Genomic DNA, 15,594 nt, shown 5'->3' with positions numbered 1-15,594 from the left:
CGGACCGGGATGATAAATCATCGCCATGCTTGGGCAATTCGTCATATCCCGGGGTCTGCCGCCGGCACGAATTAGCGGCCCGGTCCTCTCCTGAGGGCCGGGATTTCCACGATTTTTCCCTGAAATCCGCGCCTTCTGCGACGCCGGCCTGGCGGTCCGGGGCGCGCCATCCCCGAGTAAACCGATGACCAAGGACTACCGTTCCACCGTTTTCCTGCCCGCCACCGAATTTCCGATGAAAGCGGGCCTGCCGGCGAAGGAGCCGGAAATCCTCGCCCGCTGGGAGAAAATCGGTCTCTACGAGACCCTGCGGCGGGACAGCGCCGGCCGCGAGAAATTCGTCCTGCATGACGGCCCGCCCTATGCCAACGGCAACCTGCATCTGGGTCATGCGCTGAACAAGATCCTCAAGGACACCATCAACCGCACCCGGCAGATGCTGGGTTACGACGCCAATTACGTGCCGGGCTGGGACTGCCACGGCCTGCCGATCGAATGGAAGATCGAGGAGAAATACCGCGCCGCCGGCAAGAACAAGGACGATGTGCCGATCGACGAGTTCCGCAAGGAATGCCGCGATTTCGCCGAGCACTGGATCGGCGTGCAGCGCGAGGAGTTCAAGCGGCTCGGCGTGATCGGCGACTGGAAGAATCCCTACACGACGATGAGCTTCGCCGCCGAGGCCCAGATCGTCCGCGAGATCCAGAAATTCCTGATGAATGGCGGCCTGTTCAAGGGCTCGAAGCCGGTTCTCTGGTCGATCGTCGAACGCACGGCGCTGGCCGAAGCGGAGGTCGAGTATCACGAGCATACCTCGCATACCGTCTTCGTGAAATTCCCGGTGGTGAAGGCGAGCGTGAAGGCGCTGGAGGGCGCCAGCATCGTGATCTGGACCACCACGCCATGGACCCTGCCGGCCAACCGCGCCATCGCCCTGGCGCAGGACGCCGCCTATGTGCGGCTGCGCGTCGATGCGGTGGGCGAGAAATCGCTGGCAAAGCCGGGCGACGAGGTGGTGGTCGCGAAGGGCCTGGTGGAGAGCATCGTCAAGGCCTGCGCCATCGAAAGCGTCACCGAGCTGGCGGTGCTGGCCGGCGCCGATCTGCTCGGCACGGTCTGCGCCCATCCGCTGCGCGGCCAGGGTTATGAGTACGACGTGCCGGTGCTGGCCGGCGACTTCGTCACCATGGATGCGGGCACCGGCTTCGTGCATATCGCGCCGGGCCATGGCGCCGACGACTATGGGCTCGGCATCGCCAACGGCATCGAGGTGCCGCACACGGTGGACGAGGATGGCAGCTATTTCCCGCATGTGCCGCTGTTCGCCGGCCAGCGGGTGCTGGACGATGCCGGCAAGGAGGCCGGAGCCAATCTCGCCGTGATCGAGGCGATGACGGCGGCCGGCGCGCTGCTCGGCCGCGGCCGGCTGCGCCACCAGTATCCGCATTCCTGGCGCTCCAAGGCGCCGCTGATTTTCCGCAACACGCCGCAGTGGTTCATCTCGATGACCACCAACGACCTGCGGAAAAAGGCGCTGGCGGCGATCGAAGCGACCGAGTTCTATCCGCCGCAGGGGCGCAACCGCCTCTACGCGATGATCGAGCAGCGGCCGGACTGGGTGATCAGCCGCCAGCGCGCCTGGGGCGTGCCGATCACCGTGTTCGAGCACAGGGAGACCGGCGAGCTGCTGCGCGACGAGGCGGTCAACGAACGCATCGTGCAGGCCTGTCTGAAAGGCGGCGCCGATGCCTGGTTCACGGCGAAGCCGGAGGATTTTCTCGGCGACCGCTACAACGCGGCCGACTGGAGGATGGTGACCGACATTCTCGATGTCTGGTTCGATTCCGGTTCGACCCATGCCTTCGTGCTGGAACAGCGGCCCGACCTGAAATGGCCGGCCTCGCTGTATCTGGAAGGTTCCGACCAGCATCGCGGCTGGTTCCACTCCTCGCTGCTGGAAAGCTGCGGCACGCGCGGCCGCGCGCCTTACGACGCGGTGCTGACCCATGGCTTCCTGCTCGACGAGAAGGGCCGCAAGATGTCGAAGTCGCTCGGCAACTCGGTCGAGCCGCAGGACGTCATCAAGCAGTCGGGGGCCGATATCCTGCGCCTGTGGGTCGCCTCGGCGAACTACAACGAGGATCTCAGTGTCGGGCCGAAGATCATCCAGGCCCAGGTGGATGCCTATCGCCGCCTGCGCAACACGCTGCGCTACCTGCTCGGCAACCTGGCCGGCTTCGAGGACAGCGAAAGGCTGCCCTATCACGAGATGCCGGAGCTGGAGCGCTGGGTGCTGCACCGGCTGGCGGAACTGGATGTCGTCGTGCGCGAAAGCTGCCTCGGCTACGATTTCCACCGCATGTATGTGGCCCTGTACAATTTCTGCGCCGTCGACCTGTCGGGCTTCTATTTCGACATCCGCAAGGATGCGCTGTACTGCGATGCGCGCGACAGCAACCGCCGCCGCGCCACCCGCACCGTGCTGGATGCCCTGTTCGACTGCCTGGTGAAATGGCTGGCGCCGATCATCTGCTTCACCGCGGAAGAAGCCTGGCTGGCCCGGCACCCGTCCGGGGACGGCAGCGTGCATCGCGAACTGTTCCCGACGCTGCCGGAAGAATGGCGCAACGATGCGCTGGGCGACCGCTGGGACCGTGTCCGCCGGGTCCGCCGCGCGGTGACCGGCGCGCTGGAAATCGAGCGTGCCGAGAAGCGCATCGGTGCCAGCCTGCAGGCGCATCCGGTGGTCTGGGTGGGCGGCGAGGACCTTGCGGCGCTGGTCGATCTCGATTTCGCCGAGATCTGCATCACCTCGGGCATCACGCTGCGCGAGGGCGAGGGGCCGGCGCAGGCCTATCGCAGCGACGAGGCGAAGGGCGTGGCCGTCGAGCCCGGCCTGGCCGAGGGGCATAAATGCGAGCGCTGCTGGCAGGTGCTGCCCGAAGTCGGCCAGATCGCCGGTCACGAAGACCTGTGCCGGCGCTGCGTCGCCGCGGTGGCCTGATGCGCGGGCAGGGCATCAGGCTGGCGGGCCTGGCCGCCGCCCTGGTGGTGACCGTGCTCGACCAGCTCAGCAAGGTCTGGATTCTCGACCTGATGGCGCAGCAGGTGCCGCCGGTGATCCGCGTCACCGGCTTCTTCAACCTGGTGCAGGTCTGGAATACCGGCGTCAGCTTCGGCCTGTTCCAGCATGACAGCGAGATGCGCAGCCTGCTGCTGATCGGCGTGGCGGCCGCGGTGATGGTCTGGCTGCTGGTCTGGCTGTGGCGTGGCACGTCGCGGCTGGCCGGGCTGGCGCTCGGCATCATCATCGGCGGCGCGCTCGGCAACATCATCGACCGCTGGCGGCATGGCGCGGTCTACGATTTCCTCGACCTGCATGCCTTCGGCTGGCACTGGCCGGCCTTCAACCTGGCCGATAGCGCGATTGTGATCGGGGTCGGCCTGCTGCTGCTCGACGGTTTCCGCCCGGCCAGCCGGGCGGGCGGCTGAATCCCGACAGTCTATCTTTTTCGCTCCGTCTTCGCCCCTGCGTTGCACTGGCCGAGGATTAGTGGCAGCATTCCCGTCATGATCGCATGAGGGGGACCGATGGTTCGATCTCGGCAGGGATCCCGTCGCGCGAGTCTGTGGGGGAACGCGACAGGCGCGGCCAGCCGGCAGCGGAACGGGACCGCGGCATGAAGCCTGCCGTGCCCGGACGTTCCTTTGCCAAGCAGATATCGGCGAAACAGGTCAAGATCACCGTGCTGGCGGCGCTGGCGCTGGGCCTGCTGTCCAGCGCGTTCCAGCTGCTGCTCGATATCCGCAGCGAACTCGACCAGCGCCAGACCACCGTTGCCCAGGTGATGGACATGCTGAACGAGCCGGCGTCGCAGGCCGCCTATGCGCTCGACGAGCAGCTGGCGGCCCGGGTGGTCAGCGGTCTGCTGCTCTACAATCCGATCTGGAAGGCGGAAATCTACGATAATTACGGCCGCCGCATGGCCAGCCAGGAACGCCTGCGCGGCGCCGAGGGCCCGGGCTGGCTGCGCAGCCTGCTGCCGGCCGGCGACGAGACGCTGGTCCAGCCGCTCTACGCCCAGCGCGACCGCGAGCTGGTCGGCGAGATGCGGGTCTCGGTCGATGGGCGGCTGCTGGCGCGCAGCATCGTCAACCGCGCCTGGACGGTGTTCGGCACCGGACTGGTGCGCAACTCGCTGCTGGCGCTGGTGCTGGCGGTGCTGTTCTACCGCACGCTCACCCGGCCGCTGCTCGATCTGGTCGGCCAGCTGGAACGCATCAATCCGCGGCGCCCGGCGGAAACCCGGGTGGCGGTGCCGCCGGCCCATGCCGAGGACGAGTTCGGCCTGCTGGCCCAGCGCGTCAACGACATCCTCGGCACCAGCGCCGCCTATCTGGCCGAACGCGACAGCGAGGTGCGCCAGCGCCAGCAGTCCGAGGCCCGCTTCCGCGACTTCGCCAGCGCCGCCTCCGACTGGTTCTGGGAGCGCGATGCCGATCTGCGCCTGACCCACAGCTCGCATCCCGGCCCGCTGTCGCCGGAGCTGGGCTACCAGCAGCTGCTGCAGGATGCCGCCACCCGCGAGGACCCGCGCTGGCAGGCGCATCGCGAGGACATCGCCCAGCGCCGCGCCTTCCGCGACTTCACCTTCGAGGTGGCCGGGCCCGGCGGCGCCCGCGCGCAGTATGCGATCAGCGGCGTGCCGGTCTTCGATGCCCGCGGCGGCTTCCAGGGCTATCGCGGCGCCGGCACCGACATCAGCGGCCGGGTGGCGATGGAGGCCGCCGTCGCCCAGAACCGCGACCTGCTGCGCAGCGTGATCGATGCCATTCCCGCGCCGATCAGTGTGAAGGGTCCCGATGGCCGCTACATCCTTGCCAACCGCAACGTGCTGGCCATCCTCGGGGTCAGCGACAAGCAGCTGATCGGCCGCCGCCTCTCCGAACTGGAGATCGGCGGCGTCGCCACCGATTCCCGCAAGGCCTTTGTCGCCGGCATGGAGGAGATGGAGCGCGAATTGCTGGCCAGCGGCCGTTCGGTGCTGAACCGCGAGCTGGTCTACTACCTGGCCGGCGACCGGCTGCGGGCCGAACTGAAAAGCAAGGTGCCGCTGCGCGACGGCGCCGGGCGGATCACCGGCATCCTGTCGATCGCGCTGGACATCACCGAGCGCAAGCTGGCCGAACAGGCGCTGGACGAGGCCAACCTGCAGCTGCGCCGCCAGGCCGAGGACCTCGAGCGGCTGGCCGCCTCCTATGCGCGCGAGCGCGAGCATGCCGTGGCCGCCAACCGGGCCAAGTCGGAATTCCTCGCCAACATGAGCCACGAGCTGCGCACGCCGCTGAATGCCATCATCGGCTTTGCCGAGGTGATCACGCTGCGCATGTGGGGCGAGTCCTCGGAGAAGTATTTCGACTATGCCGGCGACGTGGTGACCAGCGCCCGGCATCTGCTGAACGTGATCAACGACATTCTCGACATGTCGAAGATCGAGGCCGGCCGCTACGAACTGCAGTTGCAGCAGGGTCCGCTGCAAAGCCTGGTCGACGACTGCCTGACCATCGTCAAGGGCCGTGCGGGCGAGGGCGGCGTCAGCCTGGTCAACGAGCTGCCGGCCGACCTGCCGGCGGCCCGGCTGGATGCCCGGGCGGTCAAGCAGGTGCTGCTCAACCTGCTGTCCAACGCGATCAAGTTCACGCCGCCGGGCGGGGTGGTGCGGATCGGCGGGTGCCGCGAATCGGATGGCGGCGTCGCGATCGCCGTGACCGATACCGGCATCGGCATCCGGCGCGACAATCTGGGCCGGATTTTCGAACCCTTCTGGCAGGGCGATCCGAGCATCAGCCGGCGCAGCGAGGGCACCGGACTGGGCCTGACGATCAGCCGGAAATTCATGGAACTGCATGGCGGCACGCTGGAAATCGACAGCGACGAGGGCCAGGGCACGGTGGCGACGCTCCGCTTTCCGGCCGGTCTGGTCGACCAGGCCTGACCCTGTTCCCGCCCCGGCTGCGGGCCCCGTGCCAGGCCCGTGTCAGGCCCCGTGTCAGAGCAGGGCCGCAGCCTTGTGCCGGGCGGTCCCCCGGGGGTAAAATCGCCGCCCTGAAAGTCAGTCCCGAGAGAAAGGACCGTTTCGCCATGGTTCGACCGAACCCGTCCGGCCGCCGCCTGCTTACCGTTCTGGCGATGCTGGCGGTGCCGGCCCTGCTTGGCGGCTGCGACAGCACCCGCGAGGCGCTCGGCCTGAACAAGAAGGCCCCCGACGAGTTCGCCGTGGTCACCAAGGCGCCGCTGGCGCTGCCGCCGGAATTCGGCCTGCGGCCGCCCGAGCCCGGCGCCCCACGCCCGCAGGACCGCACCGCCCAGGACCGCGCCCGCAGCGCGCTGGGCCTGACCGGCACCGCGCCCGGCACGGCCGCCGGCTCGGCCGCGCTGTCCAGCGGCGAGGCCGCCCTGCTGCAGCAGGCCAGGGCCACCAATCCGGACCCGGACATCCGCCGCAAGATCAACGACGAATTCACCCAGCTGGCCGAGCGCGACAGCAGCTTCGTCGACCGGCTGGTCTTCTGGCAGAAGGCCGAGGATCCGGGCCTGGCGGTCGATCCCGCCAAGGAGGCCCAGCGCCTGCGCGAGAATGCCGCCACCGGCAAGCCGCCGACCGCCGGCACCGTGCCGACCATCAAGCGCAAGGAGCGCGGTCCGCTCGAGGGGCTGTTCTGAGTCCCAGGCGGCGCCGGGCTTCCGCCGAACGGAGGGCCCCGTCTTGCTTCGTGTCCTGAATCCGGTCGCGGCCCTGCTGCTGGCCGTGTTTGCCGCAATCGCCGCCGGCCCGGCCGGCGCGCAGGTTTTCCGCCCCACCGAATTCAGCCTCGGCAACGGGCTGCAGGTGGTGCTGATCGAGGATCACCGCGCGCCGGTGGTGCAGCATATGGTCTGGTACCGGGTCGGTGCCGCCGACGAGGCGCCGAATATGGGCGGCGTCGCCCATTATCTCGAACACCTGATGTTCAAGGGCACGCCGGGGGTGCCGCCGGGCGAATTCTCGAAGATCGTCGCCCGCCAGGGCGGCCGCGACAACGCCTTCACCTCGTCGGACTACACCGCCTATCACCAGCTGATCGCCCGCGACCGGCTGGAGCTGGTGATGAAGATCGAAGCCGAGCGCATGGTGCAGCTTTCGCCGCCGGCCGACGAGGCGAAGCGCGAGCTGCAGGTGGTGCTGGAGGAACGGCTCAGCCGCACCGACAACAACCCCTCGGCGCTGTTTTCCGAACAGTTCGATGCGGCGCTGTATCTGGCGCATCCCTATGGCCGCCCGGTGATCGGCTGGCCCGATGTGGTCAGCCGGCTGACCCTGGATGACGCGATGAGTTTCTACCGCAGTCATTACGCGCCGAACAACGCCATCCTCGTGGTTGCCGGCGATGTCGGGCCGGCCGAGCTGCAGCGGCTGGCGGAAAAGTATTACGGCCTGATCCCGATGCGGCCGGTGCCGCCGCGTGCCCGCGTGCAGGAACCGCCGCAGCTGGCCGAGCGCCGCATCGTGATGCGCGACGGCCGGGTTGCGCAGCCAAGCCTGCGCCGCAGCTATCTGGCCCCCAGCCGTTCGGCCGGCGAGACGCAGCATGCCCTGCCGCTGGAGGTGCTGGCCGAAATCCTCAATGCCCCGGCCGGCCGCCTCTACAAGGCCCTGGTCGAGGGCGACGGCCCGGCCGCCTCGGCGGGCAGCTGGTATTCCTCGCTGTCGCTCGACCCGACCAGTTTCGGCTTCGGCATCGCGCCGAAATCCGGCCGCAGCCTCGACGAGGCGGAAGCCGCCCTGGACCGGGTGCTGGCCACCCTGCTGCAGGATGGCGTGACGGCGGCAGAACTGACACAGGCGAAATCGGTGATGCTGGCCGAGGCCGTCTATGCCCGCGACAGCCTGACCGGCGCGGCGCGGCTGTTCGGCATGGCGCTGACCACCGGCCTGACGGTCGAGGATGTCGAGGCCTGGCCGCGGCTGGTGCAGGCCGTCACCGCCGAGCAGGTGCTGGCGGCGGCGCGCGCGGTCTTCGATCTGCGGCGTTCGGTCACCGGCCGCCTGCTGCCCAGGGACCAGAGCTGAGGATCGCGGCCGATGCGACAGACCCTTCCGCGTTTCTTCGCCTGTTTCCTGCTTCTGCTGGTGTCCGCCGCCGGGCCGGCCGCTGCCCTGGCGGCACCGCAGATCGAGAAGGTGACCACCGCCGCCGGCATCGAGGTGTGGCTGGTGCGCGAACCGGCGATCCCGATCCTCGCCCTGCAGGCGGCCTGGCGCGGCGGCTCGGCCAGCGATCCGGCGGGGCAGGAGGGACTGGCCTCGCTGACCGCCGAGCTGCTGACCGAAGGTGCCGGCGATCTTGCCGCCGATGCCTTCCAGAATGCCCTGCGCGACCAGGCGGTCTCGCTCGCCTTCGGTGCCGACCGCGACTATGTCACCGTCGACCTGAAGACCCTGACCGCCAACCGGGCCCGCGCCTTCGAGCTGCTGAAACTGGCGCTGACGGCGCCGCGTTTCGACGCCGAGCCGGTGGCGCGGGTGAAGGCGCAGGCGCTGGTGTCGTGGCAGCGCAGCCGCAGCAATCCGAACACCCTGGCCGGCGAACGTTTCGTGCAGCTCGCCTGGGGCGACCATGCCTATGGCCGACGGTCGTCGCCGTCGGCCGACAGCCTGCCGCAGATCACCGCGGAGGCGATGGCGGCCTATGCCCGCGGCGTGCTGGCGCGCGACAATCTGGTGATCGGCGCCGTCGGCGATATCGAGCCGGGCGAACTGGCCGCCCTGGTGGATGCCAGCTTCGGCCAGCTGCCGGCCCGTGCCGCCGTGGCGCTGCCGCCGATGGTGGTGCCGCAGACCGCCGCGGCGCCGGTGGTGATCGACTATCCCAATCCGCAGAGCCAGGTGCTGTTCGGTGGCCCCGGCATCCCGCGCGACGATCCGGACTGGTATGCCGCCAGCGTGCTGAACCAGATTCTCGGCGGCGGCGGCATGTCGTCGCGGCTGTTCGAGGAACTGCGGGAAAAGCGCGGCCTGGTCTACGGCATCGGCGTCCAGCTCAGCCCGCGCAAGGCCGGTGCGCTGTTCGCCGGCTCGTTTGCCACCGCCAATGCCCAGGTCGGCGAGGCGCTGGCGCTGGTGCGCGGCGAATTCGCCCGCATCGCGAAGGACGGCGTCGGTGCAGACGAACTGGCCGATGCCAAGGCCTACATGACCGGTTCGTTCCCCCTGCGCCTGACCTCCAACAGCGCCATTGCCGGCATGCTGGTGGCGATGCGCATCTCCGACCTGCCGCCCGATTACATCCAGGCCTATCCGGGCCTGATCAATGCCGTCACCCGCGACGACGTGCAGCGGGTGGCGCGGCGGCTGTTTGGCGATGGCCGCCTGCTGGTGGTGGTGGTCGGCCAGCCGGCCGGCCTTGGCGGCTGAGGCCGGCATGACCGGAACCGCAAGCACGATCCGCCGCCTGCCGGAGACGCTGGTCAACCGGATTGCGGCCGGCGAGGTGATCGAGCGGCCGGCCAGCGCCATCAAGGAGCTGGTCGAGAATGCCATCGATGCCGGTGCCACGAGGATCGACATCGCCATTGCCGGCGGTGGCCGCAACCTGATCAGCGTCGCCGATGACGGCCGCGGCATGGGGCCTGACGAACTGCCGGTCGCGGTCGAGCGCCATGCGACCTCCAAGCTGCCTTCCGACGACCTGCTGGATATCCGCTGGCTCGGCTTCCGCGGCGAGGCGCTGCCGTCCATCGGCGCCGTCGGCCGCATGACCATCACCAGCCGGCGCGCCGATGACGGCACCGCCCACAGCATCGAGGTGGATGCCGGCCGCGTCGGCACCGTGAAGCCGGCCGCCGCCGGGCCCGGCACCCGCATCGAGGTGCGCGATCTTTTCTATGCCGTGCCGGCGCGGCTGAAATTCCTCAAATCCGACCGGTCGGAAGAACTGGCCGTGCAGGAGATCGTGCGCCGGCTGGCCATGGCGCATCCCGATATCGCCTTCACCCTGCAGCAGGACGGCCGGGTGTCGTTCCGCGCCGGCGCCATCGCGCCCGATCTGATGCAGGCGGACTTGGCCGACCGCCGGCTGGCGCGGCTGGAACAGATCCTGGGGCGCGATTTCGCCGACAACGCGCTGCCGATCGCGGCCGAGCGCGAAGGCATCCGCCTGACCGGCCATGCCGGCCTGCCCACCTACAACCGCGGCAATGCCCAGCACCAGTATCTCTTCGTCAACGGCCGGCCGGTGCGCGACAAGCTGTTCGTCGGTGCGGTGAAGGGCGCCTATGCCGATTTCCTGTCGCATGACCGGCATCCGGTGGCAGCGCTGTTTCTCGATGTGCCGGCCGACCAGGTCGACGTGAACGTGCATCCGGCCAAGGCGGAGGTGCGCTTCCGCGATGCCGGACTGGTGCGCGGCCTGATCGTCGGTGCCCTGCGCCATGCGCTGGCCGAGGCCGGCCACCGCGCCAGCACCACGGTGGCGCAGGCGGCGCTGGGCGCGCTGAAACCCCAGACTGCACCCAACCTCAACCTGCCCTTCGGCGGCGGCAGCCGCTGGCGCGGCTACGACAATCTGCGGCCGGCATCGGTGCCGGGGCTGGCCGAGGCCGCCGCGCTCTATAACGCACCGCAAGGGGATTTCTCGGGCGATTTCCCGGCAGACGGCGACGAACTGCCGCCCGGTGCGCGCGGCAGCGACGCGCGGGACGACATGCCGGCGCCGGTGCCTTTGCAGGCCTATCCGCTCGGTGCCGCCCGCGCCCAGCTGCACGAGACCTATATCGTGGCGCAGACGGCGGACGGCATCGTCATCGTCGACCAGCATGCCGCCCATGAGCGGCTGGTCTACGAACGCATGAAACAGCATCTGGAGGGCGGCCGGGTGCCGCGCCAGGCGCTGCTGCTGCCCGAGGTGGTGGATCTCAGCGAGGCCGAGGCCGCGCGGCTGGCCGCGCGCAGCGACGAACTGGCCGAACTCGGCCTGGTGCTGGAAGGCTTCGGCGGCGGCGCCGTGGTGGTGCGCGAGGTGCCGGCCCTGCTCGGCGATGTCGCCGTGCAGACGCTGGTGCGCGATCTGGCCGATGCGCTGGCCGAATACGACAGCGTGCAGCCACTGAAGGCGCGGCTGGAGGATGTCTGCGGCACCATGGCCTGCCATGGCAGCGTGCGGGCCGGCCGCCGGCTGACGCTCGACGAGATGAACGCGCTGCTGCGCCAGATGGAGGCGACCCCCCATTCCGGCCAGTGCAACCACGGCCGCCCGACCTATGTCGAACTGCGGCTGGCCGATATCGAGAAGCTGTTCGGCCGGCGCTGAGCCGGGGCTTGTTTCCTCACAATATGTTCCTATATTGTTCCGATCCGGCGGCCAGGCCGCCGGCCGCTGTCGGACATCGTGAATCTGCAGGAAGGCGAATCCGCCGGGAAGCGGGACCGAATTGGCTTTTATCCCGGTTATCCGCGAATTCCTATGGCCTGAACGGGATTTTACCGGCCGGGATCGGCGCGGATTGGCGTTCCGTTGGCCGGAACCGGCTCCGATTGGCGCCGCTTGGTGTCCATGGGCCTGAATTGGCCCGGACTGGCCGGTCAGGCCGGCTGTTTCAGCAGGAAGGTCAGCCGCGCCGGCCCCTGCTGGCGTTCCTCCAGCAGGGCGAAGCCGGGCGGGATGGCAAAGCTGCCCTTGGCATCCGTCTCGACCATCACCAGGGCGTCCGGCCGCAGCCAGCCCTCGCGGTCCAGCCCGGCCAGCACCGGGGTGCCGAGGCCGGAGCGGTAGGGCGGATCGAGGAAGACCAGGCTGGCGGGTTCCACCGGCTTGCCGGGATTGCGGGCATCGGCGCCGCGCAGGGTGATCTGCGGGCCGAAGCCGAGATCGGCGGCATTGCGCAGGATCACCCGCCGTGCCGCCGGGTCGATCTCGAACAGATGCGCATGCAGGGCGCCGCGCGACAGGGCCTCGAAAGCCAGTGCCCCGGAACCGGCGAAGGGGTCCAGCACGATGCCGGCCTCCAGCCGCGACTTGCCTTCGTCGGTCATCAGGCTCGGCGAATGCAGCAGCATGTTGAACAGGGCTTCGCGCACCCGGTCAGTCGTGGGCCGGGTGGTGCGGTCGGGCGGGGCGATCAGGGGCCGGCCGCGATGGCTGCCGCCGACGATTCTCATTTTTTCCTGGCCGCCGGCTTCTGGCCGCGTTTCGGTTTCGGCGCCGCCTTGGCCCAGCCGCCGGGCTTTTTCGGCCTGGCGCCGGTGCGGCCGGCGGTGATGGCGTCGCCGGTCTGCTCGGCGACGATCTTGCCGGGGATTTCCTTCACGCCCTCGGGCGGCAGGGTGCCGAGCTGGAAGGGGCCGTAGGCGACGCGGATCAGCCGGCTGACCTGGTGGCCGAGATGCTCCATCACCCGGCGCACCTCGCGGTTCTTGCCCTCGCGCAGACTGACGACCAGCCAGGTATTGTCGCCCTGGGCCTTCTCCACGCTGGCATGGATCGGGCCATAGGCGACGCCATCGACGCTGACACCCTTCTGCAGCACCGCCAGCGTCTCGTCGGTGGGATGGCCGTAGACGCGCACGCGGTAGCGCCGCAGCCAGCCGGTGGCCGGCAGTTCCAGCTTGCGGGCCAGCGCGCCATCGTTGGTCAGCAGCAGCAGGCCTTCGGAATTGTAATCCAGCCGGCCGACCGAGATGACGCGCGGCATCTCCTTCGGCAGCTTCTCGAACACCGTCGGCCGCCCTTCCGGGTCGCGGTGGGTGGTCATCAGGCCGCGCGGCTTGTGATACAGCCACAGCCGGGTCTTCTCGGCGGCGGCCACCGGCTTGCCATCGACCACGATGCGGTCGCCGGGGCCGACCAGGAAGGCGGGGGTGGCGAGTTTCTTGCCGTTGACCGAAACGCGGCCTTCCTCGATCCAGCGTTCGGCATCGCGGCGCGAGCAGATGCCGGCCCGGGCCAGCCGCTTGGCGATGCGCTCGCCCTTTTCGCCGGGTGCGGTTTCGTCGGTCATCGGCGGCAGGCCTCGATGAAGGCGGCAAACAGCTTGCGGTCGCCCTCGCTGATGAAGAATTCCGGATGCCACTGCACGCCGATGCAGAAGCGGTAGCCCGGATGCTCGATGCCCTCGATCACGCCGTCGGGCGCCACCGCATCGGTCACCGCGCCGGGGGCGACCCGGTCGACGGCCTGGTGATGGGCGGAATTGACCGGCAGCTCGGCGGCGCCGGTGATGGCATGCAGCCTGGTGCCGGCGGCGATGGCGACCGTATGGCCGGCCTGGTCGCGCGGATTGGGCTGCTCGTGCGGCAGGGCATCGGCCACCGCATCGGGGATATGCTGGATCAGGCTGCCGCCCAGCACCACGTTCAGCAGCTGCTGGCCGCCGCAGATGCCGAAGACCGGTTTGTCGCGGTCGAGCATGCCGCGGGTGATCGCCCATTCGAAATCGGTGCGGGCGGATTTGGTCTTCACCGTGCCGTGCTTCTCGGTGGCGCCGAACAGGGCCGGGTCGACATCGAAATTGCCGCCGGTCACCACGAGGCCGTCGAGCAGGTCGAGATAGGCGGGCACGGCGCCGGGCTCATGCGGCAGCACCAGCGGGATGCCGCCGGCCGCCGTCACCGCCGAGCAGTAATTCTGCCGCAGGGCATACCAGGGGAATTTCGAATAGCCGCCGGGCTCTTCCGAGTCGAGGGTGATGCCGATCAGGGGCGCGGCGGCGGGCGGGGCGGGGTTGCGCATAGCCCCTTATAGGCGCAGCGGAATCGCCGGGCAACAAGGGGCAGCAGCTTGACGCCCGCGGAAGCCTCCCGCAGGCTGCCGGCCATGTCGTCGCCCATGGACATCGCCCTCGAGGAGGCCCGTGCCGCCGCCGCCCGCGGCGAGGTGCCGGTCGGCGCCGTGATCGTCGATCCGGCCGGCGGAGCGGTTGTCGCCCGGGCCGGCAACGAGACCCGGGCGCTGAACGATCCCACCGCCCATGCGGAAATCCTCGCGATCCGCCGGGCCGCGGCCACGCTCGGCGCCGAGCGCCTAAGCGGTTGCGACCTCTACGTCACCCTGGAGCCCTGCGCCATGTGCGCCGGCGCCATCAGCTTCGCCCGCCTGCGGCGGCTGTATTACGGTGCCGGGGATCCCAAGGGCGGCGGCGTCGCCCATGGCGGGCGGTTCTTCGCGCAGCCGACCTGTCATCATCGCCCGGAGGTCTATCCGGGCATCGGCGAGGACGAAGCCGCCGGGCTGCTGCGGCAGTTTTTCGCCGCCCGGCGCTGATCCCTGTGCCTAGCCGAGCCGGGGCGACGGGCATAGACTGCCCGGGTCTACCGATATCGGTTCACTATAAATCAAGGGATGAAACATCATGGACTTCGAATTCTCCGATCGCGTCAAGGAGCTGCAGGAAAAAGTCAGCCGCTTCATGGACGACCACGTCTATCCGAACGAGCACCGCTTCGAACAGGAGGTTGCCGAGGGCGACCGCTGGCAGCCGACCAAGGTGATCGAGGAGCTGAAGGAAAAGGCGAAGGCGCAGGGCCTGTGGAACCTGTTCCTGCCGGAATCCAAGCGCGGCGCCGGGCTCAAGAACCACGAATACGCCACGCTGTGCGAAATCATGGGCCGCGTGCACTGGGCGCCCGAGGTGTTCAACTGCTCGGCGCCCGATACCGGCAACATGGAAGTGCTGGAACGCTACGGCACCGAGGAGCACAAGAAGGAATGGCTGGCGCCGCTGCTGGAGGGCAAGATCCGCTCGGCCTTCGCCATGACCGAGCCGGCGGTGGCCTCGTCGGATGCCACCAATATCGAGGCCGAGATCCGGCGCGATGGCGACTCGTATGTGATCAACGGCCGCAAATGGTGGACCTCCGGCATCGGCGATCCGCGCTGCAAGATCCTGATCTTCATGGGCAAGACCGACCCGAAGAATCCGGACAAGTACAAGCAGCAGTCGATGATCCTGGTGCCGCGCGATGCACCGGGTGTGAAGGTGCTGCGCATGCTGCCGGTCTTCGGCTATGACGATGCGCCGCATGGCCATGGCGAGGTGGTGTTCGAGAATGTCCGTGTGCCGGCCTCGAACATGCTGCTGGGCGAGGGGCGCGGTTTCGAGATCGCGCAGGGCCGCCTCGGTCCGGGCCGCATCCACCATTGCATGCGCCTGATCGGTCAGGCCGAGCGTGCGCTGGAGAAGATGTGCAAGCGCGCCAAGAGCCGTGTCGCCTTCGGCAAGCCGGTCTCCGAGCAGACCGTCACGCTGGAGCGCATCGCCGAGGCCCGCTGCCTGATCGACCAGGCCCGCCTGCTGACCCTGCATGCGGCCTGGAAGATGGACACCGTCGGCAACAAGGCGGCGCGCAAGGAAATCGCCATGATCAAGGTGGTGGCGCCGACCATGGCCTGCCAGGTGATCGACTGGGCCATGCAGGTGCATGGCGGCGGCGGCGTGACCTCGGATTTCGGCATCGCCGCGGCCTATGCCCAGGCCCGCACGCTGCGCTTTGCCGACGGCCCCGACGAGGTGCACCGCAACCAGATCGGGCGGCTGGAACTCGCCCGCTGGAACTGAGC

Annotated in this window: 12 protein-coding genes; 9 read left to right on the top strand and 3 right to left on the bottom strand. The window is 69.0% G+C overall.

Annotated elements, in window-relative coordinates:
* Positions 1 to 184: 184 nt before the first annotated feature.
* From ileS to mutL, 7 genes are all read left to right on the top strand, one after another.
* Positions 185 to 3,004, top strand: coding sequence for an isoleucine--tRNA ligase (ileS, locus tag ACEQZY_RS01370; protein ID WP_370151774.1), 2,820 nt, complete (start codon positions 185 to 187; stop codon positions 3,002 to 3,004).
* A complete protein-coding gene (gene lspA / locus ACEQZY_RS01365) occupies positions 2,974 to 3,492 on the top strand; it encodes a signal peptidase II (RefSeq protein ID WP_370151772.1) in 519 nt (172 codons plus the stop codon). Before ileS ends, lspA begins: the two co-directional genes overlap by 31 nt.
* Before the next feature lie 200 nt (positions 3,493 to 3,692).
* The gene (locus ACEQZY_RS01360; RefSeq protein ID WP_341704406.1) at positions 3,693 to 5,996 is read left to right on the top strand and encodes an ATP-binding protein; all 2,304 of its coding nucleotides are present in this window, start codon (positions 3,693 to 3,695) and stop codon (positions 5,994 to 5,996) included.
* A gap of 146 nt (positions 5,997 to 6,142) precedes the next feature.
* Positions 6,143 to 6,724, top strand: a complete 582-nt coding sequence (locus ACEQZY_RS01355; protein WP_370151769.1) for a DUF3035 domain-containing protein — start codon at positions 6,143 to 6,145, stop codon at positions 6,722 to 6,724.
* A gap of 43 nt (positions 6,725 to 6,767) precedes the next feature.
* On the top strand, positions 6,768 to 8,111 hold the full coding sequence (locus ACEQZY_RS01350; RefSeq protein WP_370151768.1) for a M16 family metallopeptidase: 1,344 nt from the start codon (positions 6,768 to 6,770) through the stop codon (positions 8,109 to 8,111).
* A 12-nt stretch (positions 8,112 to 8,123) separates the two neighbouring features.
* Positions 8,124 to 9,455 carry a M16 family metallopeptidase gene (locus tag ACEQZY_RS01345; RefSeq protein WP_370151765.1) on the top strand — a complete coding sequence of 444 codons (1,332 nt, stop codon included), beginning with the start codon at positions 8,124 to 8,126 and terminating at the stop codon, positions 9,453 to 9,455.
* A 7-nt stretch (positions 9,456 to 9,462) separates the two neighbouring features.
* Positions 9,463 to 11,349 (top strand): DNA mismatch repair endonuclease MutL, encoded by a 1,887-nt coding sequence (mutL, locus tag ACEQZY_RS01340; protein ID WP_370151762.1) that lies wholly within the window; start codon positions 9,463 to 9,465, stop codon positions 11,347 to 11,349.
* A gap of 272 nt (positions 11,350 to 11,621) precedes the next feature.
* Here the strand turns inward: mutL and rsmD are convergent, their stop codons facing one another.
* Genes rsmD through ACEQZY_RS01325 form a run of 3 tightly spaced genes read right to left on the bottom strand, consistent with a single transcriptional unit; the run spans position 11,622 to position 13,767 of the window.
* Complete coding sequence (gene rsmD, locus ACEQZY_RS01335) at positions 11,622 to 12,197, bottom strand: 16S rRNA (guanine(966)-N(2))-methyltransferase RsmD (protein ID WP_370151760.1); 576 nt, start codon at positions 12,195 to 12,197, stop codon at positions 11,622 to 11,624.
* Positions 12,194 to 13,036, bottom strand: a complete 843-nt coding sequence (locus tag ACEQZY_RS01330) for a pseudouridine synthase (protein WP_370151757.1) — start codon at positions 13,034 to 13,036, stop codon at positions 12,194 to 12,196. Before ACEQZY_RS01330 ends, rsmD begins: the two co-directional genes overlap by 4 nt.
* Positions 13,033 to 13,767: a gamma-glutamyl-gamma-aminobutyrate hydrolase family protein gene (locus ACEQZY_RS01325; protein ID WP_370151755.1), complete on the bottom strand. Its 735-nt coding sequence runs from the start codon at positions 13,765 to 13,767 to the stop codon at positions 13,033 to 13,035. Before ACEQZY_RS01325 ends, ACEQZY_RS01330 begins: the two co-directional genes overlap by 4 nt.
* Positions 13,768 to 13,863: 96 nt before the next feature.
* Here ACEQZY_RS01325 and ACEQZY_RS01320 point away from each other — a divergent pair, with 96 nt between their 5' ends.
* Positions 13,864 to 14,298, top strand: coding sequence for a nucleoside deaminase (locus ACEQZY_RS01320; RefSeq protein ID WP_370151801.1), 435 nt, complete (start codon positions 13,864 to 13,866; stop codon positions 14,296 to 14,298).
* An 88-nt stretch (positions 14,299 to 14,386) separates the two neighbouring features.
* Entirely contained in the window at positions 14,387 to 15,592 is a 1,206-nt protein-coding gene (locus ACEQZY_RS01315; protein WP_341704011.1) for an acyl-CoA dehydrogenase family protein, read from the top strand.
* Positions 15,593 to 15,594 lie beyond the last annotated feature (2 nt).

It is taken from the genome of Ferrovibrio sp., from assembly GCF_964218355.1.
Lineage (GTDB): Bacteria > Pseudomonadota > Alphaproteobacteria > Ferrovibrionales > Ferrovibrionaceae > Ferrovibrio.
The sequence above is the reverse complement of the archived record's forward strand: the minus strand, read 5'-3'. Positions and strand labels throughout refer to the sequence as shown.